The sequence below is a fragment of the Ferrovibrio xuzhouensis genome (assembly GCF_042648965.1).
Classification (GTDB): Bacteria; Pseudomonadota; Alphaproteobacteria; order Ferrovibrionales; family Ferrovibrionaceae; genus Ferrovibrio; species Ferrovibrio xuzhouensis.
The window spans coordinates 189,069-212,816 of the sequence record NZ_JBHRYJ010000002.1 but is presented as its reverse complement, the minus strand read 5'-3'; the positions used below and the strand labels follow the sequence as shown (position 1 = coordinate 212,816).

The 23,748-nt window shown below is 66.5% G+C and carries 22 protein-coding genes; 8 read left to right on the top strand and 14 right to left on the bottom strand.

The window, feature by feature from the left end:
• Positions 1-5 precede the first annotated feature (5 nt).
• Complete coding sequence (locus tag ACFOOQ_RS11055) at positions 6-470, bottom strand: VOC family protein (protein ID WP_379726036.1); 465 nt, start codon at positions 468-470, stop codon at positions 6-8.
• A gap of 132 nt (positions 471-602) precedes the next feature.
• On the opposite strand from ACFOOQ_RS11055, the gene gcvA reads away from it, so the two are divergent.
• Complete coding sequence (gene gcvA, locus ACFOOQ_RS11050) at positions 603-1,523, top strand: transcriptional regulator GcvA (RefSeq protein WP_379726034.1); 921 nt, start codon at positions 603-605, stop codon at positions 1,521-1,523.
• Positions 1,520-2,428 carry a 5'-methylthioadenosine/S-adenosylhomocysteine nucleosidase gene (locus ACFOOQ_RS11045; RefSeq protein ID WP_379726031.1) on the top strand — a complete coding sequence of 303 codons (909 nt, stop codon included), beginning with the start codon at positions 1,520-1,522 and terminating at the stop codon, positions 2,426-2,428. Before gcvA ends, ACFOOQ_RS11045 begins: the two co-directional genes overlap by 4 nt.
• A gap of 67 nt (positions 2,429-2,495) precedes the next feature.
• Here ACFOOQ_RS11045 and argB read toward each other — a convergent pair whose 3' ends face one another.
• Genes argB through rpmH form a run of 6 tightly spaced genes read right to left on the bottom strand, consistent with a single transcriptional unit; the run spans position 2,496 to position 6,829 of the window.
• The gene (argB, locus tag ACFOOQ_RS11040) at positions 2,496-3,410 is read right to left on the bottom strand and encodes an acetylglutamate kinase (RefSeq protein WP_379726028.1); all 915 of its coding nucleotides are present in this window, start codon (positions 3,408-3,410) and stop codon (positions 2,496-2,498) included.
• Positions 3,411-3,462: 52 nt separating this feature from the next.
• Positions 3,463-4,128 carry a ribosome biogenesis GTP-binding protein YihA/YsxC gene (gene yihA / locus ACFOOQ_RS11035; RefSeq protein ID WP_379726025.1) on the bottom strand — a complete coding sequence of 222 codons (666 nt, stop codon included), beginning with the start codon at positions 4,126-4,128 and terminating at the stop codon, positions 3,463-3,465.
• Positions 4,129-4,153: 25 nt separating this feature from the next.
• Entirely contained in the window at positions 4,154-5,989 is a 1,836-nt protein-coding gene (yidC, locus tag ACFOOQ_RS11030; RefSeq protein ID WP_379726022.1) for a membrane protein insertase YidC, read from the bottom strand.
• Entirely contained in the window at positions 5,989-6,273 is a 285-nt protein-coding gene (gene yidD, locus ACFOOQ_RS11025; protein ID WP_379726019.1) for a membrane protein insertion efficiency factor YidD, read from the bottom strand. The genes yidC and yidD overlap by 1 nt, the downstream gene beginning before the upstream one ends.
• Positions 6,270-6,683: a ribonuclease P protein component gene (gene rnpA, locus ACFOOQ_RS11020; RefSeq protein WP_379726016.1), complete on the bottom strand. Its 414-nt coding sequence runs from the start codon at positions 6,681-6,683 to the stop codon at positions 6,270-6,272. Before rnpA ends, yidD begins: the two co-directional genes overlap by 4 nt.
• A gap of 11 nt (positions 6,684-6,694) precedes the next feature.
• Complete coding sequence (gene rpmH / locus ACFOOQ_RS11015) at positions 6,695-6,829, bottom strand: 50S ribosomal protein L34 (protein ID WP_379726013.1); 135 nt, start codon at positions 6,827-6,829, stop codon at positions 6,695-6,697.
• Positions 6,830-7,205: 376 nt separating this feature from the next.
• Between rpmH and rpmB the strand changes: the two genes are divergently transcribed.
• Positions 7,206-7,502, top strand: coding sequence for a 50S ribosomal protein L28 (rpmB, locus tag ACFOOQ_RS11010; protein WP_379726010.1), 297 nt, complete (start codon positions 7,206-7,208; stop codon positions 7,500-7,502).
• Between the two features lie 114 nt (positions 7,503-7,616).
• On the opposite strand, the gene ACFOOQ_RS11005 is transcribed toward rpmB, so the two are convergent.
• The gene (locus ACFOOQ_RS11005; RefSeq protein ID WP_379726007.1) at positions 7,617-8,579 is read right to left on the bottom strand and encodes an esterase-like activity of phytase family protein; all 963 of its coding nucleotides are present in this window, start codon (positions 8,577-8,579) and stop codon (positions 7,617-7,619) included.
• A 67-nt stretch (positions 8,580-8,646) separates the two neighbouring features.
• Between ACFOOQ_RS11005 and ACFOOQ_RS11000 the strand changes: the two genes are divergently transcribed.
• On the top strand, positions 8,647-13,920 hold the full coding sequence (locus ACFOOQ_RS11000) for a PAS-domain containing protein (protein ID WP_379726003.1): 5,274 nt from the start codon (positions 8,647-8,649) through the stop codon (positions 13,918-13,920).
• Between the two features lie 3 nt (positions 13,921-13,923).
• On the opposite strand, the gene cobT is transcribed toward ACFOOQ_RS11000, so the two are convergent.
• The 3 genes from cobT to ACFOOQ_RS10985 are packed head-to-tail and all read right to left on the bottom strand — an operon-like array spanning position 13,924 to position 17,464.
• Positions 13,924-15,786, bottom strand: a complete 1,863-nt coding sequence (gene cobT / locus ACFOOQ_RS10995) for a cobaltochelatase subunit CobT (RefSeq protein ID WP_379726000.1) — start codon at positions 15,784-15,786, stop codon at positions 13,924-13,926.
• A gap of 7 nt (positions 15,787-15,793) precedes the next feature.
• Entirely contained in the window at positions 15,794-16,795 is a 1,002-nt protein-coding gene (cobS, locus tag ACFOOQ_RS10990) for a cobaltochelatase subunit CobS (protein ID WP_379725997.1), read from the bottom strand.
• Between the two features lie 54 nt (positions 16,796-16,849).
• Complete coding sequence (locus ACFOOQ_RS10985) at positions 16,850-17,464, bottom strand: J domain-containing protein (RefSeq protein WP_379725994.1); 615 nt, start codon at positions 17,462-17,464, stop codon at positions 16,850-16,852.
• Positions 17,465-17,569: 105 nt separating this feature from the next.
• Here ACFOOQ_RS10985 and ACFOOQ_RS10980 point away from each other — a divergent pair, with 105 nt between their 5' ends.
• Both ACFOOQ_RS10980 and ACFOOQ_RS10975 read left to right on the top strand, forming a co-directional pair.
• Positions 17,570-17,872, top strand: a complete 303-nt coding sequence (locus tag ACFOOQ_RS10980; protein ID WP_379725991.1) for a BolA family protein — start codon at positions 17,570-17,572, stop codon at positions 17,870-17,872.
• 135 nt (positions 17,873-18,007) lie between these two features.
• A complete protein-coding gene (locus ACFOOQ_RS10975; protein ID WP_379725988.1) occupies positions 18,008-18,364 on the top strand; it encodes a ribbon-helix-helix domain-containing protein in 357 nt (118 codons plus the stop codon).
• A gap of 37 nt (positions 18,365-18,401) precedes the next feature.
• Here the strand turns inward: ACFOOQ_RS10975 and ACFOOQ_RS10970 are convergent, their stop codons facing one another.
• The 3 genes from ACFOOQ_RS10970 to ACFOOQ_RS10960 are packed head-to-tail and all read right to left on the bottom strand — an operon-like array spanning position 18,402 to position 21,361.
• A complete protein-coding gene (locus tag ACFOOQ_RS10970; RefSeq protein WP_379725985.1) occupies positions 18,402-19,694 on the bottom strand; it encodes an HlyC/CorC family transporter in 1,293 nt (430 codons plus the stop codon).
• Between the two features lie 17 nt (positions 19,695-19,711).
• Positions 19,712-20,833 (bottom strand): 3-dehydroquinate synthase, encoded by a 1,122-nt coding sequence (gene aroB, locus ACFOOQ_RS10965; RefSeq protein WP_379725982.1) that lies wholly within the window; start codon positions 20,831-20,833, stop codon positions 19,712-19,714.
• A 12-nt stretch (positions 20,834-20,845) separates the two neighbouring features.
• On the bottom strand, positions 20,846-21,361 hold the full coding sequence (locus tag ACFOOQ_RS10960; protein ID WP_379727534.1) for a shikimate kinase: 516 nt from the start codon (positions 21,359-21,361) through the stop codon (positions 20,846-20,848).
• 331 nt (positions 21,362-21,692) lie between these two features.
• Between ACFOOQ_RS10960 and ACFOOQ_RS10955 the strand changes: the two genes are divergently transcribed.
• Together ACFOOQ_RS10955 and ACFOOQ_RS10950 are read left to right on the top strand one after the other, a co-directional pair.
• Positions 21,693-21,833, top strand: a complete 141-nt coding sequence (locus tag ACFOOQ_RS10955; protein WP_379725979.1) for a hypothetical protein — start codon at positions 21,693-21,695, stop codon at positions 21,831-21,833.
• A gap of 2 nt (positions 21,834-21,835) precedes the next feature.
• Positions 21,836-23,743, top strand: a complete 1,908-nt coding sequence (locus ACFOOQ_RS10950) for a hypothetical protein (protein WP_379725976.1) — start codon at positions 21,836-21,838, stop codon at positions 23,741-23,743.
• The last annotated feature ends 5 nt before the right edge of the window (positions 23,744-23,748 follow it).

Genomic DNA, 23,748 nt, shown 5'->3' with positions numbered 1-23,748 from the left:
AAGGCTTACTTCGCGAAGATCGCCGAATCGTTGGCGAAGGCCTTGAATTCGAGCGCGTTGCCCGAGGGGTCGAGGAAGAACATGGTGTGCTGTTCGCCGACTTCGCCCTCGAAGCGCACATAAGGCTCGATGATGAACTGGGTGCCGGCGGCGGTCAGCTTTTCGGCCAGCGCCTTCCAGGCCGGGATGGTGAGGATGACGCCGAAATGCTTGGCCGGGACCTGATGGTCGTCGACCGAGCTGAACGCCTTGGTGCCGCATTCCTCGGGCGCCAGGTGGGCCACCACCTGATGGCCGAAGAAATCGAAATCGACCCAATGCTCGGCCGAGCGGCCCTCGCCGCAGCCGAGCAGTTCGCCATAGAACTTGCGAGCCTCGGCAATGTCGCGCACCGGGAAAGCGAGATGGAAGGGGCGAAGAGCGGTGGCAGCAGTCTGGCTGTCCGCCTTGATCGGGGCCTGGGCGTTCATGGGGCTGTCCTTCGGTCTGGGGCTTTAGGCAGTCTGGGGCTTATTTTTAGTGCAAGTCCGGGGAGGCTTTTTGTTTCGCCATGATCATACCGGCTGGCCTCCGGCCGACAATCGATTTAAACTCGCCAGACTATGAGTTTTTCTCATGAAGACCGCCTGCCCTCGCTGAACGCGCTGCGCGCCTTCGCGGTGACCGGCCGACACCTCAGTTTCACCCGGGCGGCCGAAGAACTGCATGTTACGCAGGGCGCGGTCAGCCGGCTGGTGAAGCAGCTCGAGGCCGATCTGGGCTGCGCGCTGTTCCGCCGCGGCCCGCGCGGGCTGGAACTGACCGGCGACGGCGCCGCCTATCTGCCGGCGCTGAGCGATGCTTTCGAGCGGCTGGCGGCGGCCACCCGGCTGGTGGCGCGCGGACGCCGGCACGCCAATCACCTGGCCATCACCATGATGCCGACCCTGGCGATGCGCTGGTTCATGCCACGGCTGGCTGATTTCCATAAACGTCACCCGGAAATCACCGTCGACGTCACCAGCGCCGACCGGCCGATTGATTTCGCCCGCGAGCCGGTCGATGTCGGCATCCAGTATGGCCCCAATACGGCATCCGGCGACTGGCCGGCGGATCTGTCTGCCGAATTTCTCATGCCGGAATGCGTGATCCTGGTCGGCAGCCCGGCCCTGCTGAAGGCCCGGCCGGTGAAAAAGCCCGAGGACGTGAAGCGCCACAGCCTGCTGACCCATTCGACCCGGCCCGACGCCTGGGCGGAATGGTTCGCGGTGGCCGGCCTGAAATCCGGCGCGGTGCGCGGCCCGGCCTTCGAGCATTTCTTCATGTCGATCGAGGCCGCCGTGAACGGGCTCGGTCTCGCCCTGGTGCCGGATTTCTTCGTCGCCCAGGAGCTGCAGGACGGCCGGCTGGCCGAGCCGCTGCCGCGCTATCGGGTGGCCCGGCGCGGCGGCTATTATCTGCTGCATCTGCCTGGCCGCGGCCGCGAACCGGCCATCCGCGCCTTCCGCGACTGGCTGCACGGCATCACAGGAGCCCTGCCATGATCCGCCTGCTTGCCATTCTCCTGCTGCTGGCCCTGCCCGCCGCCGCCACGGCGGCAGACCGCCTCGACCCGGCGCCGCGCATCGCCGTGATGTCGGCCTTCGCGCCGGAATGGCAGGTGCTGAAGGCCGCCACCAGCGACCGGAAAAGCCACAGCGTCAACGGCATCGACTTCGTCACCGGCAGGCTGGCCGGCCGCAATGTGGTGCTTTTCCTCAGCGGCATCAGCATGGTCAATGCCACCATGTCGACCCAGGTGGCGCTCGACCGCTTCGATGTCACCGGCATCGTGTTCAGCGGCATCGCCGGCGGTGTCGATCCGGCGCTGCATGTCGGCGACGTGGTCGCGGCCAGCCACTGGTCGCAGTATCTGGAGGCGACCTTCGGCCGCGATCTGGGTAACGGCCATTACGAGCTGCCGCCCTGGCGCCAGACCACCATGCCCAATTACGGCATGATCTTCCCGGCCCCCGTGGAGGTGCGCCGCGCCGGCGCCGCACCCGACCACAAGCTCTGGTTCGATACCGATCCCGGCATGCTGGCCGCTGCCGGCAAGATCGGCGACGTGGGCTTACGCGACTGCGTCAAGCCGGGCCAGTGCCTCGACCACAAGCCGCGGCTGCTGGTCGGCGGCAACGGCGTCTCCGGCCAGGCATTTGTCGACAATGCCGCCTTCCGCGAATACGTTTTCGCCACCTTCAAGGCGCAGGTTCTGGACATGGAAAGCGCCGCGGTCGCCATGGTGTCCTACGCCAACGGCGTGCCGTTCATCGCCTTCCGCAGCCTGTCGGACCTGGCCGGCGGCGGGCCCGATGCCAACGAGATGGGCACTTTCATGGGCCTGGCGTCGGAGAATTCCGCCCGGGTGGTCGAACGCTTCCTGCAGGCCTGGACGCCGCCACGCTGAGGGGGCGGTTGTCGCCATGAAAAAGCCGCCGGTTGACGCCGGCGGCTTTTTCATTCAGGGCCGCCGTTTACGGCGTCCGTTCGATCATCGTGCCGACGCCATGCGGCGTGAACAGTTCGAGCAACAGGACATGCGGGATGCGGCCATCGAGGATATGGGCCGCCGCCACGCCGCCGCGCACCGCATCGAGGCAGGTCTCGACCTTGGGGATCATGCCGCCCGAGATGGTGCCGTCGCCCATCAGCATCAGTGATTCCTTCGCGGTCAGCGTCGGGATCAGGTGCTTGTCCTTGTTCAGCACGCCGGCCACGTCGGTCAGCATCAGGAGCTTGCTGGCGCCGACCGCGGCGGCGATGGCGCCGGCCGAGGTATCGGCATTGATGTTGTAGGTCTCCCCGTTCTCGCCGATGCCGATCGGCGCGACCACCGGGATCAGGTTGGAATTCTGCATGGTGCGCAGGATTTCCGGATTGACCCGCACCGGCTCGCCAACGAAACCGAGGTCGAGCAGCTTCTCGATGTTGGAGCCGGGGTCGCGCACCGAGCGGCGCAGCTTGCGTGCCTCGATCAGGCGGCCGTCCTTGCCGCTCAGCCCGATGCCGGTGCCGCCGGCGCCATTGATGGCGGTGACGATCTGCTTGTTGATCGAGCCGGCCAGCACCATCTCGACGATCTCGACGGTGGCCTGGTCGGTGACGCGCAGGCCGTCGACGAATTCACTCTTGATCTTCAGCCGCTCCAGCATGGCGCCGATCTGCGGGCCGCCGCCGTGCACCACGATGGGATGGATGCCGACCTGCTTGATCAGCACCACGTCGCGGGCGAACTGATGCGCCAGCGCCTCGTCGCCCATGGCATGGCCGCCGTATTTGATCACCATGGTCTGGCCGGCGAAGCGGCGCATGTAGGGCAACGCCTCGGAGAGAATCTTGGCGGTTTCCTGCAGGTGTGCTTCCAGGGGCTTCGGTCCGGGGCTCTTCATGGCGATCCTTCTCGGGCAAGCGGACGGGCTGAAAACAGGGTCTTTGCTGCGTTTATACGGTCGCTTCGGCCAGTGCGGCAAGCGCGGCGCGCAGTTCCGCGATGCCGGTTCCCTCGGCACTCGATGTCACCCGGATGACAGGATGGGCCGCGACATGGCGCGACAGGGCCGCCGCGGTGGCGGCCTGCACCTTTTCGAGTTCGGCCGGCTTGACCTTGTCGGCCTTGGTCAGCACCACCTGGTAAATCACCGCCGACCGGTCGAGCAGCTTCATGATGTCCTCGTCGCCGGGCTTCAGCCCGTGCCGGCCATCGACCAGCAGCAGCACCCGCTGCAGCTCGGGCCGGCCCCTGAGGTAGGCCCGGGTAGTCTCGGTCCAGGCCTCGGCCTTGGCCTTGCCGACCGAGGAATAGCCGTAGCCCGGCAGGTCGACGAGAGACATCTGGCCGAGGCCAAGATCGAAGAAATTGAGCTGCTGCGTGCGGCCCGGCGTGGTCGAGACCCGCGCCAGAGTCTTGCGGCCGGTCAGTGCGTTGACCAGCGACGACTTGCCGACATTGGAGCGGCCGGCAAAGGCGATCTCCGGGCCTCGCGGCGGCGGCAGCTGCGGCATGGTCATGGCGCCGGCGAAGAAATCGCAGGGGCCGGCGAACAGCAGCCGGCCACGTTCCAGCGCGGCCGGCGTCAGTTCTTCAGTTGCGACGGGCAGTTCGGCCATGGCGCGCTTCCTGCCGCCGGCCCGGCTACTTGGCCGGTTTCCCGGCCTTGGCCGGCTTGACGGGTTTGGCCGGCTTGTCGGCACCACCGCCGATCTTCACGCCCATGCGCCGCATGATGACGTACTGCTGCAGCACGCTGAGCGTATTGTTCCAGCTCCAGTAGATCACTAGGCCGGCGGCGAAACGGCCGAGCATGAAGGTGAAGACGATCGGCATCAGGGTGAAGATCTTCTGCTGGATCGGATCCGGCGGCGTCGGATTCATCTTCATCTGGCAGAACATGGTAATGCCCATGATGATCGGCCAGATGCCGATCGAGATGACATGCAGGTGGCCGAGGTCAGGTATCGCCCAGGGCAGCAGGCCGAAGCCGTTCAGCCACGAGGTCGGGTCCGGCGCCGACAGATCGTGGATCCAGCCGAAGAACGGCGCATGCCGCATCTCGATGGTGATGTAGAGCACCTTGTAGAGCGAGAAGAAGACCGGGATCTGCAGCAGGATCGGCAGACAGCCGGCGGCAGGATTGACCTTCTCCTTCTTGTAGAGGGCCATCAGCTCCTTCTGCATCGCCTCGCGGTTGTCGGCATAGCGCTCGCGCAGCTTGGTCATTTCCGGCTGCAGCTTCTTCATCGCGCTCATCGACACATAGGACTTGTAGGCAAGCGGAAAGAACAGCAGCTTGACCAGAACGGTCACCGCCAGCATGGCGAGGCCGATATTGCCGATCTTCTCGCGCAGGAAGTCGATGGTGAAGAACATCGGCCGGGTCAGGAAATGGAACCAGCCCCAGTCGATCGCCAGCTCGAACTTGGCGATATGCTGCTCCGCCTCGTAGCGGTCGATCAGCTTGACTTCCTTGGCGCCGGCGAACAGCCGGCTGACATTCTCGGCAGTCTTTCCGGGCTCGACGGTGATGCCGCCGCCCAGGTAATCCGCCTGGAAGTGCTCGACATCGTCCTTCGGCTGGGTGTGGCTGATGCGCGCCTTGACGTCCTGCTGGTCGCCGGGGATCAGCGCTGCCAGCCAGTACTTGTCGGTGAAGCCGAGCCAGCCGCCGATGCTGCTGAACTCGACCGCCTTGTCGCTGACGATGTCCTTGTAGGAATAATCCTTCAGCGTGCCGCTGTCGCCGGCCTTGTCGCGGAACACGCCGAGCGGGCCTTCATGCAGGATGTAGAGGCCATCGGTATGCGGCAGGCCGTGGCGCGAGATCAGGCCGTAGGGGAACAGCGTGACCGGCTTGTCGGTCTTGTTCTCGACCTTCTGGGTCACGGTGAACATGTAATTGTCGTCGACGCTGACGACGCGCTGGAACACCAGACCCTGGCCGTTGTCCCAAGTCAGCGTCACCGGCTGGCCGGCCGTCAGCACGTCGCGGTCGGCGGTCCAGCGGGTCTGGTCGTTGGGCAGCGCGACGCCGGTGCCGGTCACGGTCCAGCCGAATTCGGCGTAATAGGGCTCCGGGCCGCCGGTCGGCGACATCAGGTGGATCGGCGGGCTGCCCGGATCGATGGTTTCCTTGTATTCCGGCAGCACGATGTCGTCGAACCGCGCACCGACCAGATTGATCGAGCCGACCACGCGCTTGCCTTCGATCTTCACCCGCGCGCTCTTGTCCAGCGCCTTGTCGCGCGACACCGCAAGTTCGGCCGGGGTCTGCGGCAGGGTCGGCAGCTGCGGCAGGACGCCGGACGCGGTCGGCGCGGTGCCGGCCGGCGCGGTCGCCGCCTTCTGCGCCTGTTCGATCGCCTGCTGCTCGCGCAGCCGGTCCTGCTTCGGCTTCTCGATGAAGAACTGGAAACCGAGCAGGATCGCCACCGAAACGACGATCGCGATGATGAGATTCTTCTGGTCGGACATCAGAGGGAACCTTGCTGTACAGATGAAGACGGTACCGACGACGCCGGCGATGATGCACCGGGCCGCGGCGGCACCGGGTCGTAGCCGCTGCTGCCGAGCGGATGGCAGCGCGCCAGCCGCCGCACGGCCAGATAGCCGCCTCGCGCCGCGCCGTGACGCTCGAAAGCCTCGAGCGCGTAGCAGGAGCAGGTCGGCTGGTAGCGGCAGTTATGGCCGACCCAGGGCGAAAGGAACAACCGGTATGCTTGCACCGGCAGGCTGAGAAGACGGGCCAGCGGCGTCATGCCGCAGCCTCCGGCCCAAGACCAGACGCGCCGGCCGCCGACGGCGCGGCGCGCCACAGGCGCAGCTTTTTCAGTGCGGCCTCGAGATCGCCGCGCAGGGCGGCAAAGTCGCGCGCGGGCGTCGCCTGGCGCGCGACCAGCACGTAATCATGGCCGGGCTGGGCATGGCAGGGCAGCAGATCCGCCGCCAGTGCCTTCAGCCGCCGCTTGGCACGGTTGCGCAGCACGGCATTGCCGACCTTGCGCGAGGCGGTGAAGCCGATGCGCAGGGTGGCGACCGTCATATTGTCGGGATCAACAGCCGGGGCAGCCTGCAGCAACAGGCCCGGCAGCGCGACGCGCCGGTTGGCCGCCTGCACCCGGAGATATTCCGCGCGGCGGCGGAGTCGATCGACGCCGCCCGACGCCATCGCGGCGATACTTAGGCCGAGAGCTTCTTGCGGCCCTGGGCGCGGCGGGCGGCGATTACCTTGCGGCCGCCCACAGTGGCCATGCGCGCGCGGAAACCGTGGCGACGCTTGCGCACCAGCTTGCTCGGTTGATAGGTCCGTTTCACAGCGGCTCTCCGTCTGACAGACGCCTTTCTCCCGGAAAACCGCGAAAGAACGGCGCATAAACGCACAAACAGGGGGCCCGCGTGGACCCCCGGCAAAATCGGTCCCGCTGTATACGGGCTGGCTTCGGCAGAGTCAACGCGGGATTGGCAGGCCCCAGCAACAATCGGGCGACAATTCTCCGGTGCCGCAAATCCGCCCGGAAAGCCGGGATTCCGGCCGGAATCCCGGCCCGGCCGGGCCGGCACCGCGACAGGATGGGCGAGACGGACGTTTCACTGCGGATTTGGCGGGCTTTTCGAGTTGACGGGCCGGGCCCCAGACCCTATAACCAGCCGCCAATTTTGCGGAATCACTGGAAAGTTTAAGAGGTTCATCATGGCTCGTCGCTGCGAAGTCACCGGCAAGGGCGTCCGGACCGGTAACAATGTCAGCCACGCCAACAACAAGACGCGTCGGCGCTTCCTGCCGAACTTGCATGTCGTCTCCCTGATCAGCGAAGCGCTGGGCCGGGATGTGACGCTGCGGGTCTCGTCGCATGGCCTGCGCTCGGTCGAGCATAACGGCGGCATCGACAACTGGCTGATCAAGACCCGCGACGACCGCCTGTCGGACGACGCGAAGGTCCTGAAGCGCAAGATCAAGAAGGCGCTGGCGGCCAAGCAGGCGGCGTAAGCCGCCCCGCTTCATTGCTGCACGGCATCTGACGCCCGCCGGAGTCCGCTCCGGCGGGCGTTGCCGTTTGTGCGCCGCTCTTATTTGTGGCCGCTCTTATTTGTGTACGGGGCCTTATTCGGCACGCAGCCGGAACACCATCAGCAGGGTACGCTGCAGGCTGCTCTGGTTGTCATCCGACATGATGTAGAGCCATCGGCTGCCATCGGCAGCCTTGCGCACATCCAGCGCCTCCATGTTGTCGACCGAATACGGCTTCGCCCATTCCGCCAGCAGCACCGGCTGCCACGGCGCCGTGCCGGCAAGCTGTGCAGCGGGCAGCAACCGCAGCCGGGCCTTGGGCCCGACCAGCGGTCGGTAATAGCGCTCCAGCACCACCACATCGCCATCGGGCAGCGCCACCGCATCGGTCGGTTTGAAGTCGCCCGCGACCGGCCAGACGCGATCCAGCCACTGGCCGCCGCGGCGCAGCCAGGCGGCGCCCTGGTCCGGCCCGACCCGCTTATCTTCGCTGAGCAGTAACAGCCCATCATCCGGCAGAGTGGCGATCGCCTCGAGGCCGCCATTCTCCGGCTGGTCAGTCGCTGAGGCCGGCAGCGGCACGGTCTCGATGGCGGGCCCGCCCGGTGAGGCATACCGCCAGATGCGGTGCCAGCGTTCGAAGGCGACCAGCCAGCTGCCGTCGGCCGCATGGCGCAGGGACTCGGCGTCGCTGTCGTGCTTGCCTTTCAGCGGCAGGCCATGGGCATCGCGCAGCGGGCGATAGTCGGTGGCCACCACATGCTGCGGCAGCCCGGCGGCATCGGTGGCGAATTCCATGTGCAGCCAGTGCCCGGTATCCGACAGGGCCCAGAGGCCCCGGCCGTCGCGATCCACCGCCAGGCCGGAATAGCCGCCGAAGCGGCCGTCGTCGCTGGCGATGATCAGGCCGCCGAGATAATCGAGCCGGCCCAGCCGCATCTCCTGCGGCGCTTCCGGGTTGAGCTCCAGCACTGCGTCACGCACCGCTATCGGCTCGGCCTGCGCCACCCCGGCCAGCGCGAGGATGGCCAGCGCGAGGATGGCCAGAATTATCAAATGTTTACCTTGTCGCAAGGGGTGCATGGGCTATGCTTCCTTCACCTTTCGAGATCCGCCGGGAGCCATGACGGCCACCAACCGAGCGACGTCCCAGAACCGCATGATGCGGGCGCCGGCATTGTTTGTCGCGGGCCTGCTGCTGCTGCTCGCGCTGATTCTCGGCATCCAGTTATACCGGCAGTATCGTGACGATATCGCGGCGGGCCAGGCAACCGCCCGCGCGCTCACCGCGACGCTGGAGGAACATGCCGGCCGCAGCCTTGCCGCCGTCGACATCTTCCTCACCGATTTCACCGAGACCATGAGTGGCGTTGCCGGCACCCTGCCGATCAACACGCTGTCCGCCCTGCGCCAGCGAATGAATACCCGGCTCGCCGACCTGCCGCAGATTCGTGCCTATATCGTGCTCGACGAGCACGGCGATTCGATCGTCGACAGCGAAACCATCATCCCGCGCAAGTTCAATGGCGTCGACCGCAGTTATTTCCAGACCCACGCCGAACATCCGCACGCCGGCCTGTATATCGGCCCGCCACTGAAGAGCCGCATCACCGGCCAATGGACCATCAGCGTCAGCCGCCGCTACAACAAGCCAGACGGCAGCTTCGGCGGCATCGTTGCGGCCGGCATCGATCCGAACTACTTCGCCGCCTTCTACCGCGAGGCTCAGGTCACGCCAAACACCCTGCTGGCGCTGGTCAACGACGATGGCGTGCGACTGATCCGGATTCCCGATCACGACGATGCCGGCATCGGCACCCGCATCCATAACTGGACAAAACTCGCCGGAGCGACCGACAAGAGTGTGATCGAGTTCTTCAACGGCGGCCTTGTCGACCATACCCCCCGCTTCATGGTCTATCGGCATGTCGCCGGCTACCCGCTGCTGGTCGCCGCCGGCATCGCCGCCGATGATGCCCTGTCCTCGTGGTATGAAAACGTGCTGTTCGGTTTCGGCGCCCTGCTGCTGGCCGCCATCGCCGCAGGCGGCTTCCTCGTCCTGCTGAAGCGGCAGATGCACCGCACCCGCGCGGCGGAACAGCGGCTTGGCGATGCCATCGAGGCCCTGTCAGAGGGCTTTGCCCTGTTTGGCAGCGACGGCCGCCTGATCACGGTGAATGCCCGCTTCTACGAACTGACCGGCCACGACCCGGCAAAAATCCGGCCCGGCAGCCACAATGACGAGATTCTCGCCAGCATTGCGGCCATCGGCCATGACAACGACCGTGCGGCGGAGGCTGAAGCCTATGTCGCCGGCCTGCGAGCGGATTTTGAGAATCCGAGCGGGCAGCCCTTCGACGTCGAGGCTCGCCCGGGTTACTGGCTGCGCACCGTGCGCCACCGCACCGCCGATGGCGGCGTCATCAGCATCGTGTCGGATATCTCCGACCTGGTTGTCGCGCGACAGCGCCTGCGCGATGCCATCGAAAGCCTGGCGGAAGGCTTCACCCTGTACGGACCCGACAATCGCCTGCGCCTGGCCAACCGGCGTTTTTACGAACTGACCGGGCATGATCCGGCAGAGGTGAAAATCGGCATCTCCTACCATGATGTTGCCCGTATCATTGCCCAACGGCGCCAGCAGGCCTGGGGTGGCCAGGCAAACGACGGTTTCGTGCAGAAGCTGATCGACGATTTCGACAATCCGACCGGCGCCCCGGTCGATGGCGAGCATCTGCCGGGCCTGTGGCTGCGCAATGTGCGCCACCGCACGTCCGACGGCAGCACCATCTCGGTCATCTATGACATTTCCGACCTGAAACGGGCCGAGCGGCGCCTGCGCGATGCCATCGAAAGCCTGTCCGACGGTTTTGCGCTCTACGGCCCGGATCACCGGCTGGTGCTGGCCAACAGCCGGTTCTACGAACTGACCCGCCATGATCCCAAACTGGTCGGCCCTGGCACGCGACAGGAAGACATCGCGGAAATGGTGGCTGGACTGCGCCGCGAGCACTGGCCGCAGGGCACGCCGGACGACTTCACCGGAAATCTGCGTCGCGATTACCTCAATCCTTCGGGTGAGCCGGTCTATGGCGAGTATCTGCCCGGCCTGTGGCTGCGCACCATTCGCCGGCGCACCGACGATGGCAGCACCATTTCGGTGATCAGCGATATCAGCGACCTCAAGAAGGCCGAACTGTTTCTGTCCGATGCCTTCGCCAGCATCGGCGATGGACTCATCCTGTATGATGCCGACGACCGCATCGTCATGGCAAACCAGCGCTTCTATGACCTTTCCGGCCACGACCCCGATGTCGTCAAGCCAGGCACGACCTTCGAGGAGGTCATGACAATCCTGGTCGAGCACCACCGGAAACAGGATCCGAATTTCGACGCGCAGGCCTTCCTCGCGGTACGGCGGCAGGAATTCAGGGAAATCACCGGAAAGCCGCTGGATATCCATGCTGTCTTTGAGGGCAGGCCCGACCGCTGGGTCCGCCTGACCCGCAAGCGGACCTCAATCGGCGGCAAGATCAGTGTGTTTTCCGATATCACCGACCTCAAGCTGGCCGAGCAGCGCCTACGCGACGCCATCGAGACACTGGACGAGGGCTTCCTGCTCTATGATCGCGATGGCTATCTGGTCATGGCCAACCACCGCTATTACGAGGTGACTCGCCAGGACCCGGCCCTCATCCAGCCCGGCGTGCATTTCAGCGAAATCATGCGCCTGACTTTGGACCGGCGGAATTACGACGCGGATTTCGACCGCGAAGCCTATGTCGAGCAGATCACCAAGGAATTCTGGGACCCGACCGGCAATCCGGTCGATGCCCAGCCCTATCCGGATGTCTGGCTGCGTATGGTGCGGCGGCGCACGGCCGATGGCGGCGTCATCACCGTCTTTGCCGATATCAGTGACCTCAAGCGGGCCGAACAACGTCTGCGCGATGCCATCGAAGCGCTGGCCGAAGGCTTCGCTCTGTATGACCGTGACGGCTACCTCGTCATGGCCAATGCCCGCTTCTATGCACTGACCGGCCATGATCCGGCTGTAGTGAAAGTCGGCATCCACAACGAGGAGGTCCTGCGGGCAGCCACGGCCCGGCGGGCCGAACTCACGCCGGGCCTTGACGTCGATGCCTATATTGCGGCCCTGCGGCAGGACTTCCGCGAGCCGAGCGGCGAGCCGATCGATGCCGAACTGTTTCCCGGCCACTGGCTGCGCACTCAGCGCCACCGCACGGCCGATGGCGGCCTGATCTCCATCGTCGGCGACATCAGCGACCTGAAGCGGGCTGAACAGCGCCTGCGCGATGCCATCGAGGCGACCAACGAAGGCTTCATCCTCTACGACGCCGACGATCGGATCGTTCTGTTCAACCAGCGCTTCGTCGAATATTACTGGCCGCTGGCTGCCATTCTGCGGCCCGGCGCCAGCTTCGAGGAGATCCTGCGTCGCGGCATGGCACTGGGAGCTTTCCCCGCGGCCGCCGGCAGCGAGGAGGCCTGGATCGCCGAGCGCCTCGCCAGTCATCGCAACCCGACCGGTCCGATCGAACGCCAGCTCGACGACGGCCGCTGGATCCTGATCCGTGAGCAGCGCACGGCCGAAGGCGGCATCGTCGGCATCGGGACCGACATCACCGCCCTGAAGCAGGCCGAGCAGAAACTGCGCGATGCGATCGAGGCCATCGACGAAGGCTTCGTGCTGTATGACAGCGAAGATCGAATCGTCATGTTCAACCGGCGGATCCTCGATTATTACCCCGACATGCGGGATGTGGCGCGCCCTGGCATGACCTTCGAGGAACTGACGCGCAGCCGGCTTGCCAAGGGGCATGCCGGCGACAGCGACCCCGAGGCCTGGGTTGCGACCCGGGTCAAGGCCCATCAGAATCCCGGACCGGTGATGGAACGGCTGACCCAAAGCGGCCGCTGGCTGCTGGTGCAGGAACAGCGCACCGCCGATGGCGGCATCGTGACCGTCGCCCGCGACATCACCGCGCTCAAGGACCAACAGGCGGCACTGGAACGCCATGTCGCCAACCTGCAGGCGGCCAACCGCCAGGTCGAGGAACAGGCCTATCGCCTGCGCGAACTGGCCGACAGTTATGCCGTCGAGAAGGACCGCGCCGAGGAAGCCAGCCGGGCGAAGTCGGAATTCCTGGCGATGATGAGCCACGAGATCCGCACGCCGATGAACGGTGTTCTCGGCACCATCGGCCTGATGCTGAATACCGAGCTGACGGCACATCAGGGCAAGCTGCTGTCGACGGCCCGCGGTTCGGCCGAGCATCTGCTGACGCTGATCAACGACATCCTCGACTTTTCCAAGCTTGAGGCCGGCAAGATCACGCTCGAGGCACTGGATTTCGACCTGCCGCAACTGATCGAGAGCATCATCTCGATGATGAATCCGCGGGCAGTCATGAAAGGCCTGCAGCTCTCGGCCCAGGTGCCGGCCGAGGCGCCGCGCTATCTGAAGGGCGACACCGGTCGCCTGCGCCAGATCATGCTGAATCTGGTCGGCAATGCCATCAAGTTCACCGATACGGGCCAGATCGAGATTCTCGTCGCCAGCCATCCTGCCGATGATGGGCACCACGCGATTACCGTGAAGGTGTGCGATACCGGCATCGGCATCGCCGCGGACAAGGTCGGCAACCTGTTCAGCCAGTTCAGTCAGGCCGACACCTCGATCGCCCGGCGCTTCGGCGGCACCGGGCTCGGGCTTGCCATCTCGAAGCAGCTGGTCGAACTGATGGGCGGCACCATCGGCATCGACAGCGTCGAGGGCAGAGGCAGCACCTTCTGGTTCACCGTCACGCTGCCGGAAGGCGAGCCGGTCGTCGAGGCGCAGCGCCCGGAAGCGGTGGAAGGCCCCGCCACGCGCCGCCTGCTGCGCATTCTCGTCGCCGAGGACAACCAGGTGAACCAGATGGTGATCGGCATGATGCTGCGCCAGCTCGGCCACCAGGTCGACATGGTGACCAACGGTATCGAAGCCTGCGAGCAGGTGCAGAAGGCGCCCTACGACATCGTTCTGATGGACGTGCAGATGCCGGAAATGGACGGCATGACGGCGACCCGCACGATCCGCAGCCTGCCGGGCGAAGCCGCACGCATCCCGATCGTCGCCCTGACCGCCAATGCAATGGAAGGCGACCGTGAGGCTTATCTGACGGCCGGCATGGACGATTATGCCGCCAAGCCGATCTCCCTGCCGCAGCTGATCGGGGCGATGAACCGGGCGCTCGGCGCCGGCAGTGCGATCGCTGCAACGGCCGGTGATGCGGCACCGGCCAGCCCCGACGCTCCGACACCAGGCGGCCTCAGCGCCAATGCCAAGACCGGTCTCGGCAACCTGCTGTCGTCGCTGAAAAAGCTGAACTGAAAATCAGGCGGCGCGGCGAGGTCCGACCCGCAGCATCGGCGGGGCCTCGTCGAACAGCTCGGCCAGTTTTTCCATCATGGCGCCGCCAAGCTGTTCGGCATCGACGATGGTCACCGCCCGCTTGTAGTAGCGGGTGACATCGTGGCCGATGCCGATGGCGGTCAATTCGACCGGCGAACGCTTCTCGATCCAGTCGATCACCTCGCGCAGGTGGCGATCGAGATAATTGCCAGGATTGACCGACAGGGTCGAATCATCGACCGGCGCGCCGTCCGAAATGACCATCAGGATGCGGCGCTGTTCGGGCCGGCCGATCAGGCGTTCATGCGCCCACAGCAGTGCCTCGCCGTCGATATTCTCTTTCAGCAATCCCTCGCGCAGCATCAGCCCGAGGTTGCGTCGCGCCCGCCGCCAGGGCTGGTCGGCGCCCTTGTAGACGATATGACGCAGGTCGTTGAGACGGCCGGGATGGGCGGGCTTGCTGTCCGACAGCCATTTCTCGCGGCTCTGGCCGCCCTTCCAGGCGCGCGTGGTAAATCCGAGAATTTCGACCTTGACCGCGCAGCGTTCCAGCGTGCGGGCGAGGATGTCGGCGCACATCGCCGCCACGGTGATCGGCCGGCCGCGCATCGAGCCGGAGTTGTCGATCAGCAGGGTGACGACGGTATCGCGGAAATCGGTATCGGTTTCCTGCTTGTAGCTGAGCGGCAGGGTCGGGTTGGCAACTACGCGGGCGAGCCGCGCGGCATCGAGGATGCCTTCCTCGAGGTCGAAATCCCACGACCGCGTCTGCTTGGCGAGCAGGCGGCGCTGCAGCCGGTTGGCCAGCTTGCCGACCACTGACTGCAGATGGCTGAGCTGCTGGTCGAGATGATGACGCAGCCGCGCCAGCTCTTCGGTGTCGCACAGGTCGTCGGCGACCACCACTTCGTCATACTGCTTGGTGAAAGCCTTGTAGGTGGCTTCGCGGCCGTGACCGGCCATGTCGGAACCCGGCGGACGACGGCCCTTGCCGGCTTCCTCGCCGGAACCGGCGACTTCCTGCTCCATGCCGGATTCGGATTCCATCTCGACGGCCTCGCCGCCCGAGGCATCGGCCGCGTCGGCCTGCTGCATACCGCTGGAGGCCGCCTCGCCCTGTTCGGAATCCTCGCCGTCGGATTCGCTCTGCGGCTGCTGGCCCTCGGCGTTGTCGTCCTCGCCCTCGCTCTCGTCGTCGAGATCGCCGCTTTCCTCGTCGCCGAGGTCGAGGTCCTTGATCAGCCGGCGCGCGACTTTGGCGAAGGCACGCTGGTCGCCAATCTTTGTCATCAACTGGTCGAGGTCGCCGCCAGCCTTCTCCTCGATCCAGTCGCGCCAGTAGCCGACCATCTTCTGCGCCGATGCCGGGATTGCCTGGCCGGTCAGCCGCTCGCGGGCCAGCAGCCCGAGCACATCGGCCAGCGGCGCTTCCGAGCGGTCCTTGACCTTGGCATAACCGCGGCTCTTGCAGCGGTCGTCGAGCGCCGCGTTCAGGTTCAGCGCCACGCCGGCCATGCGGTTGCTGCCGATCGCCTCGACGCGCGCCTGTTCGACGGCATCGAATACCGCACGCGCCGTACCGCCCTGGGGCAGCAGGCGGGAATGCAGGCTGTCGTCGTGATGGCGCAGCCTGAGCGCCATGGCATCGGCGAGGCCGCGGATCTGCGCGACCTCGGCCGCCGGCAGGTCGCGGCCCGGCACCGGCAGGCGAGCCCGCTTGCCGCGCAGGCCCGGTGTCTCCGGACCATAGGAAACCTGCAGGTCGCGATCATGCGAGATCGCCCGCGTCGCTGCACTCAGCGCGCGCTTGAACGGTTCGATCGGGCTTTCCGGCTTGCCGGCCATATCCGGCCTACTTCAGGTCGGCCTTGGCGGCGGTCTCCGGCAGCTCCTCGCCGAAGCAGCGCTGGTAGTATTCCGCCACCATCGGCCGCTCGAGCTCGTCGCACTTGTTGAGGAAGGTGAGCCGGAAGGCGAAGCCGACATCGTTGAAGATGCGGGCATTCTCGGCCCAGGTGATCACCGTGCGCGGGCTCATCACCGTCGAGATGTCGCCGTTGATGAAGCCGGCGCGGGTCAGGTCGGCCACGGCGACCATGTTCTGGATCGTCTTCTTGCCCTTGTCGCCGGTATAGGTCGGCGACTTGGCCAGCACGATGCCGACTTCGTCATCGGCCGGCAGGTAGTTGAGCGTGCAGACGATGCTCCAGCGGTCCATCTGGCCCTGATTGATCTGCTGGGTGCCGTGATAGAGGCCCGTGGTATCGCCAAGGCCGATGGTGTTGGCAGTCGAGAACAGGCGAAAGGCCTTGTGCGGCCGGATCACCCGGTTCTGGTCGAGCAGGGTCAGCTTGCCTTCGACTTCCAGCACGCGCTGGATCACGAACATCACGTCCGGACGGCCGGCATCGTATTCGTCAAACACCAGTGCCACCGGCGACTGCAGTGCCCAGGGCAGGATGCCTTCGCGGAATTCGGTGACCTGCTTGCCGTCGCGCAGCACGATGGCGTCCTTGCCGACCAGGTCGATGCGGCTGATATGGCTGTCGAGGTTGACGCGCACGCAGGGCCAGTTGAGGCGGGCGGCGACCTGCTCGATATGGGTGGATTTGCCGGTCCCATGGTAACCCTGAACCATGACGCGGCGGTTGTAGGCAAAGCCGGCCAGTATGGCGAGGGTGGTCTCGCGATCGAAGCGATAGGCCGGATCGAGATCCGGCACATGCTCGGTCGGCTGGCTGAACGCCGGCACCTGCATGTCGCTGTCGATACCGAACACGTCGCGCACGGAAATCGTGATATCCGGCATGTCGCTCGCCGGCGCGGAAACTGGCTTGGTCTGAAGGGCCGTCATCGTCACTCTCGGGGTTTTCTTGGGCTTAACTGGCCGTCTGGGAGGAATGGCGCGTCAAGTATAGCCACGCGTTTGCAGATAGGCATAGGCCTGGTTGATGGTTTTCAGCCTTTCTTCCGCGGCGCGGTCACCGCCATTCGCGTCCGGGTGGTAACGCTTCACCATGACCTTGTACTGCGCCTTGATCTGCGCTTTCCGCAGCGGCAGCGACAAAGTCGTGATGTCGAAACCCAGTTCCGTCAGCGCCTCGCGCTCGCGCGGATGCAGCCGCAGTTCGGCAGGACTCTTGCGCCGGGCAGCACCCAGGATGACGCCGACATCGGCGAGGATGCCGAGATCGTCCTTGACCCAGACCTGCGGCTCCTCGCTTTGCGGCTTGGTGCCGATCCGCCAGGTCGGCCGATGGCCCAGCACGTCCTCGCGCTGATAGCGCAGGACCTCGGCGTCACTCATGCCGCGGAAAAAATCCCAGCCGGAATTGTACTGCCGCACATGTTCGAGACAGAAATGCCAGCGGCCGTCGCGCGGTTCCCGGCTTTTCGGTGCCGGAAACAGGCCCTCCGCAGCGCAGTTCGGATGATCGCACTGGCGCAGGCCGGCGCGGCCGAAAGCGGCTTCCGCCGCGGCGTCGAGAAAAATCCGTCGCTGTGCTGAACGGGCACGGGTCATGATGCCTCAGAGTATGGGTTGCCGGGGGAATACTGGCAAGGCGATTGCCTCTGCCCTACCCTCTGCATTGGATTGTAAATTTCTCAACCGGTTAAGGATTTTCCCATGTCGATCGCCGCCCGCATCACCGCCAAGCTGACCGACGCGCTGGCGCCGCTCCGGCTGGACCTGGAGGATGAATCCGCCCGCCATGCCGGTCATGCCGCCATGAAGGGGCTGGCCGCCGGCGAGACGCATTTCCGCCTGACCGTGGTTTCGGCACAGTTTGCCGGCCAGACCCGGGTCCAGCGCCAGCGGCTGGTCTACCGGATTCTGGCCGAGGAACTGGCCGGTCCGGTGCACGCCCTGGCGGTGACGGCCCTCAGCCCGACCGAAGCCGCAGGACCATCAGGCGGGACGAATGGGTAATCCTCTGCAAACGCTTGGAAACCTTACGGTAGAGATAGTGTTAAAAAGTATACCTACAATCTGACACGTTATAATTTTTGTATTCTGCAACCTTATTATTTGAAAATTGCAGAAAGAGATATTATGGGTTGTGTTATGCCTGTGACACGACGCCCCGCCCATCTCGATGTGCCGCCCAGCGGCCCCAGCCTCGTCACCCGCAACCTGCGGCTTGAACGCGGCCGCACCAGTATCCGCCTCGAGCGGGTGGAATGGGCCGCGCTGGACGCGATCTGCACCAGCGAGGGCATCGACCGCCATGCCTTCGCCACCCGGGTCGACCGCGATCCGATGCGGCATGAAAAGACCCTGACCTCGCGGGTCCGCAGCGCGATCCTGACCTATTTTATCAGCCGCTCCGGCATCGGCGCGACGCCCCCGGTCGCGCTCGGCGACGGCGGTTTCCGGGCGGTCCGGCTGGATGGCAGCGGCCAGGAAGAAACCCACGGCTGAAGGCCCGGCGCCCCGGCGCCTGTGGGTAATGCCGCCCCTAGCTCTGGGAGCTGGCGGGTTCGCCTTCGGGAATCGGTGTCAGCTTCAGCAATGTGATCTGGTGGCGATGGCGTCGCAGGATCTCGAAGCGGAATCCATGGAACACGAAGATCTGCCCGGGATCCGGGATCATCTGCGCCTCGTGCAGCACGAGGCCGGCGATGGTGGTCGCGTCGTCGTCCGGTAAATGCCAGTCGAACTGGCGGTTGAGGTCGCGGATCGTCGCCATGCCGTCGACCACCAGCGCGCCATCGGCCTGGCGCCGGTACAGCCGGCTGGCCGGGTCATGCTCATCGCGGATGTCGCCGACGATCTCTTCCAGAATGTCTTCCAGCGTCACCAGGCCCATGATGGCGCCGTATTCATCGACCACGAGGGCGAAATGCGCCCGGCGCTGGCGGAAGGCATTCAGCTGGCCGCGCAAGGTGGTGGTTTCCGGCACAAACCACGGCGGCGAGACCAGCCGCGCCAGGTCGATGCGGGCAACCTCGAACTGCACGGCTGACAGGGCGCGCAGCAGATCCTTGGCATGCAGCACGCCGATCACATTCTCCGGTTCGCCGCGCCACACCGGGATGCGGGTATGCGGGCTGGCCAGCACCTGCTGCACGATTTCGTGCGGCGGCAGGTCGGCGTCCAGCATCACCATGTTGCGCCGGTGCACCATGATGTCGCCGACCGGCACCTCTTCAAGGTCGAGGATCGAGCCGAGCATGTCGCGCTCGTGCTTGACCATGGTGCCTTCCTCGGCATGCAGCTGCAGGGTCGAGCGAAATTCCTCGCTGGCACTCAGCACCTGCTCGCGGGTGATATGCACGCCGAACAGCCGCAGCACGCGGCTGCCGAACCACTGCACCGCATGCAGCACCGGCGCCGTCACCCGCACGATGACGTCAATCACCGGCGCTACGCCGAGCGCCACGCGCTCCGGCTTGTTGATCGCATAGGTCTTCGGCATTACCTCGCCGAACACCAGCACCAGCACGGTCATGGCGATGGTGGCATAGACGACGCCGGCGCTGCCGAACAGGGCAATCAGCAGGTTGGTCGCCAGCGCGGAGGCAAGGATGTTGACCAGGTTGTTGCCCAGCAGAATCGAGCTGAGCAGCAGATCACGGCGTTCCAGCAGGCGCAGCACAACGGTGGCGCGCTGCTTGCCCTGCCCCTCGAGATGATGGATGCGCGGCGGCGAGGCCGCCGTCAGGCCGGTTTCCGACATCGAGAAAAAGGCCGACAGCACCAGCAGGACAATAATGGCGACGCCGTAGACGATGATTTCGGTTTCGCTCATGGGCGGCGCTCCTGCGCTCAGGCCGCCTGCGTCAGCTGTTCGGCCAGCAGGGCCTCGACCGTGGCCGGCGCCACGTCGTCGCGCTGCACGGCGCGGCCGATCGCCTCGGCCAGGATAAAGACCAGCCGGCCGTCGCGCACCTTCTTGTCCTGCCGCATATGGTCGAGCAGCTTGCCGGCAGCAAAGCCTGCGGCGCCATCGACATCGGCCAGCCGCGCCGGCATGCCGTTCGCCGCCAGATGCCGTTCGACCCTGGGCGCCAGCGCGGCGTCGCACAGGCCGAGTTGTGCGGATAGCCGGAAGGCGAGCGCCATGCCGACGGCGACGCCCTCGCCATGCAGCAGGCGCTGTGAATAGCCGGTCTCGGCTTCCAGCGCATGGCCGAAGGTATGGCCGAGATTGAGCAGGGCACGCTCGCCCTGTTCGCGTTCGTCGGCGGCAACGATGCGCGCCTTGTGAGCGCAGGAGCGCGCCACCGCCTCGATGCGCAAGCTGCGGTCGCCGGCCAGCAGCGCGGCGCCGTTCGCCTCCAGCCAGTCGAAGAACGGCGCGTCGCAGATCAGGCCGTATTTCACCACCTCGGCATAGCCGGCGCGCAGCTCGCGTGGCGACAGCGTATTCAGCAGGTCGACATCGGCCAGCACCAGGCGCGGCTGGTGGAAGGCGCCGATCAGGTTCTTGCCCTGCCGGCTGTTGATCGCGGTCTTGCCGCCCACCGAACTGTCGACCTGGGCCAGCAGGCTGGTCGGAATCTGGATGAAATCCATGCCACGGCGCAGCACGCTGGCGACGAAACCGGCGAGATCGCCGATCACACCGCCGCCCAGCGCGATCAGATGGTCGCGGCGCTCGACCTTGAGCGCCAGCAGGGCCTCGCTGAGACGCTCGAAGCCGGCATAGCTCTTCTGGCTTTCGCCCGGCGGCAGGATCACCGCCTCGCAGCCGATATTCTGCAGCGCCAGCGCCCGCTTCAGGGCGTCGAGATGGCGCGCGGCGACATTCTCGTCGGTGACAATCACCGCAAAGCGCCGGTGCAGCAGCGGCGCGATATGCTCGCCGGCACGCGACAGCAGGCCGGCCGCCACCCTGATCTCGTAGGCGCGGTCGGCCAGCGCCACCTGCACGATGCGTTCGCTCATCTCCGGTTTCCTTCAGTCGCCGCGCGGCGCGGCGCCATCAAGCTGCCGGTAGCTGTCCGGCAGGATGGCAAGAATCTGGTCCACCACGATGTCATGCGGGCCGTCGCCGCTGACCACTGTGTAATCGGCCGCAGCATAGACTGGATAGCGCTGTTCCATCAGGCGGGCCAGCGTGCCGCGCAGGTCGCCGTTGTTCAGCAGCGGCCGGTGCGTGCGCCGGGCGCAGCGCTTCACCAGCACGTCGAGGTCGGCCTTGAGCCAGACCGACAGCGCGCGGTCGCGGATGCGGGCACGGGTTTCCTCGTTCATGAAGGCGCCGCCGCCGGTGGCCAGCACGATGCCCGGGCGGTCCAGCAGCCGGGCGATCACCTTGCGCTCGCCGTCGCGGAACACCGCCTCGCCATGCTCGGCGAAGATTTCCGGGATGCTGGCGCCGGCCGCTGCCTCGATCTCGGTATCGGCATCGACGAAATCGAATCCGATCCGGCTGGCGAGCCGGCGACCGACCGAGCTCTTGCCGGCCCCCATCAACCCGACCAGCACGACACTGCGCTGCCGGCCATCGCCGACGGGACTGCGCTGCCGGCCATCGCCGGCGGGCACTGCGACATCCTGTCCGGCCGCATCCTGCCCGGCGGTCTCCTGCCTGCTGCCGCCCTGTCTGCTATCCGGCGCCGCAGCCTGTCGCGCGGCGGCGGAGGCTGTGTCGATTGTCGTCACGATGGCTCCGTAAATGGCCGGCCGCATTGCCTGTGCCGCACCACGCCGGTACAATAAAGCAATCGCGTCACATTTCCAGCACGCGGGCCCGGCTGGCTGTGCCTGCCAGCGCCCGCCCCAAGTTCGGAGCCGATGCCATATGGCCCGCATGTCGATTGCCCTTCTCGTGTTTCTGGTCCTGCTGCTGGGCGGCGGAGCCGCCTTCCTGGCCAATTGGGACATCCCGGCGCCCCGCGCCAAGGTTGAGAAGGTGATCCCGGCCGACCGGCTCGGGAAGTGACCATGCGGCGGGGGGGCAGACCGTACCGGCATCGTGCCGTTGCCGCCGGTTATGCGGCCTGCCTGGCCGCCGGACTGATCCTGCCGACCGCCCAGGCGCAGCCGATTCGCCTGATCCCGCAAAACAACCAGGGCGGCCCGACCGATTCGGCACCGCCAGCCGTGCCGGCCGCCCCCAATGCGGTCCCCGGCACAGCCGCCGGTACCGCGCCGCAGGCCAATACGCCACCGGCCGGAACACCCCCGGCAACCGGGCAGCCGGCCGCCGAAACCTCTCCCGCCGGACAGTCATCCGGCAGCGGCCAGAACGCCGCCTTCGTGATCCAGCCGCTGCAGGCGCCGGATGCGTCCACCGCCGGCCTGCTCGACGATTCGAATGGCGGCCTCGGCGCCACCATGTGGCAGGGTACCGACCAGACCCAGGCCGCGCGCGCCATCGACAGCCTGCCCGATGCCGCCCGCTCCTTCGCGCTGCGCGACCTGCAGCGCCGGCTGCTGCTGACCACGGCGCAGGTCCCCGCCGGCACGGCGGGCACGCCAAGCCTGCTCGGTCTGCGCATCGCCCAGCTCTATCGTCTGGGCGATGTCGGCGACGCGCTGCAACTGGCGACGCCGAAGCCGCCCGGCCTGAAGGACCCCATTCTCGACCAGCTGCCGGTCGATGCCGCCCTGCTGAAGGGCGATTTGCCGCAGGCCTGCGAGCGGGTCGCCCGGGGCCTGCAGGCCGATGCCTCGGCCTACTGGCAGAAAGCCAACGTACTGTGCCGCTATCTCGCCAAGGATTATGCCGGCGGCGACCTGGCGCTCAGCCTGTGGCGCGATGCCGGCGGCAACGACCCCGCCTTCAACGCGCTCGCCGCCGCCCTGCGCGGCGACAGCCGCGCCAAGGTCGACACCCTGGGCGGTGCCAGCGCGCTTCATTTCGCCATGTTGCGCGCCGCCGGCCGGCCGCTGCCCAAGGATGCGCTGGATGTGGCGCCGCCGGCCCTGCTGGCGGCCATGGCGACCTACGACAAGGCCGATGCCGAACAGCGGCTGGCCGCCGCCGAACAGGCCGCGGCCTTCGGCGCCCTGCCGGTGAAGGCGCTGGGCGAGGCCTATGCTGCCATGCAGATTCCCGACGCCGTGCGCACGGCGATGGCCAGCGGCAAGAACAGGGAAACCACGCCGCGCGCGGCCGCCTATCTCTACCAGTCGGCCCAGTCGACCGAGGAAGCGAGGACCCGCATCGACCTGCTGCAGCGTGCCTGGGATCTGGCGCAGGCGCGCGACCTGCAGCTGCCGACCGCGCAGCTCTACAAGCCGATGCTGGCCGGTCTCGCGCCCGACGAAGGTTTCATTACGGCGGCACCGGCGATCATCCGCATGGCGCTGGCCGCCGGCGAACCGCAGACCGCGCGCAGCTGGGCCGCCATGCTGGCCGCCCAGCCGGCCGGCCGCGACAAGGCCGGCGAACTGGCCGCCCGGGCCTGGCCGATGCTGCTGCTGGCCGGCAGCCCGGATATCGCCTGGGACGAGGCCCGCTTCACCGCCTGGCTCGCCACCCAGGGCGACCTGACCCCGGCTGAACGCAGCAACCGCGCCGCCCTGCTGCTGGCGCTGGCCGAGGGCGCCGGCATCGCCGTGCCGGCCGAACGCTGGGATGCCCTGCTGGCCGACACCCCGGCCGGCGCCACCGGTCCGGCCCGGCAGCAGCCGGCGCTGGCCGTCTGGCGCAACCTGCTGCGCAGCGTCTCCGCCGGTGCCCGCGCCGAAAGCGTCGCGCTGGCGCTGGCGCTGCTCGGCCCCGACGGCACGGCGCAGGCCGACGGCCAGTCGCTGGCCACCGCTCTGGGCGCGCTGCGCAGTGTCGGTCTGACCGATGCGGCCCGCGCCGTGGCACTGGAAGCCGCGCTGCTGCGCGGCTTCTGACCCGG

Coding starts and splice junctions, on each gene's coding strand:
- ACFOOQ_RS11045 (WP_379726031.1), top strand. CDS start 1,520: ATGATCCGCCTGCTTGCCATTCTCCTGCTGCTGGCCCTGCCCGCCGCC.
- aroB (WP_379725982.1), bottom strand. CDS start 20,833: ATGAGCGAACGCATCGTGCAGGTGGCGCTGGCCGACCGCGCCTACGAG.
- ACFOOQ_RS10975 (WP_379725988.1), top strand. CDS start 18,008: ATGCCTGTGACACGACGCCCCGCCCATCTCGATGTGCCGCCCAGCGGC.
- ACFOOQ_RS11055 (WP_379726036.1), bottom strand. CDS start 470: ATGAACGCCCAGGCCCCGATCAAGGCGGACAGCCAGACTGCTGCCACC.
- ACFOOQ_RS11000 (WP_379726003.1), top strand. CDS start 8,647: ATGACGGCCACCAACCGAGCGACGTCCCAGAACCGCATGATGCGGGCG.
- gcvA (WP_379726034.1), top strand. CDS start 603: ATGAGTTTTTCTCATGAAGACCGCCTGCCCTCGCTGAACGCGCTGCGC.
- ACFOOQ_RS10955 (WP_379725979.1), top strand. CDS start 21,693: ATGGCCCGCATGTCGATTGCCCTTCTCGTGTTTCTGGTCCTGCTGCTG.
- cobT (WP_379726000.1), bottom strand. CDS start 15,786: ATGGCCGGCAAGCCGGAAAGCCCGATCGAACCGTTCAAGCGCGCGCTG.
- ACFOOQ_RS10950 (WP_379725976.1), top strand. CDS start 21,836: ATGCGGCGGGGGGGCAGACCGTACCGGCATCGTGCCGTTGCCGCCGGT.
- cobS (WP_379725997.1), bottom strand. CDS start 16,795: ATGACGGCCCTTCAGACCAAGCCAGTTTCCGCGCCGGCGAGCGACATG.
- yidD (WP_379726019.1), bottom strand. CDS start 6,273: ATGACGCCGCTGGCCCGTCTTCTCAGCCTGCCGGTGCAAGCATACCGG.
- rnpA (WP_379726016.1), bottom strand. CDS start 6,683: ATGGCGTCGGGCGGCGTCGATCGACTCCGCCGCCGCGCGGAATATCTC.
- yihA (WP_379726025.1), bottom strand. CDS start 4,128: ATGGCCGAACTGCCCGTCGCAACTGAAGAACTGACGCCGGCCGCGCTG.
- ACFOOQ_RS10980 (WP_379725991.1), top strand. CDS start 17,570: ATGTCGATCGCCGCCCGCATCACCGCCAAGCTGACCGACGCGCTGGCG.
- ACFOOQ_RS10960 (WP_379727534.1), bottom strand. CDS start 21,361: ATGGGGGCCGGCAAGAGCTCGGTCGGTCGCCGGCTCGCCAGCCGGATC.
- yidC (WP_379726022.1), bottom strand. CDS start 5,989: ATGTCCGACCAGAAGAATCTCATCATCGCGATCGTCGTTTCGGTGGCG.
- rpmB (WP_379726010.1), top strand. CDS start 7,206: ATGGCTCGTCGCTGCGAAGTCACCGGCAAGGGCGTCCGGACCGGTAAC.
- ACFOOQ_RS10970 (WP_379725985.1), bottom strand. CDS start 19,694: ATGAGCGAAACCGAAATCATCGTCTACGGCGTCGCCATTATTGTCCTG.
- argB (WP_379726028.1), bottom strand. CDS start 3,410: ATGAAGAGCCCCGGACCGAAGCCCCTGGAAGCACACCTGCAGGAAACC.
- ACFOOQ_RS10985 (WP_379725994.1), bottom strand. CDS start 17,464: ATGACCCGTGCCCGTTCAGCACAGCGACGGATTTTTCTCGACGCCGCG.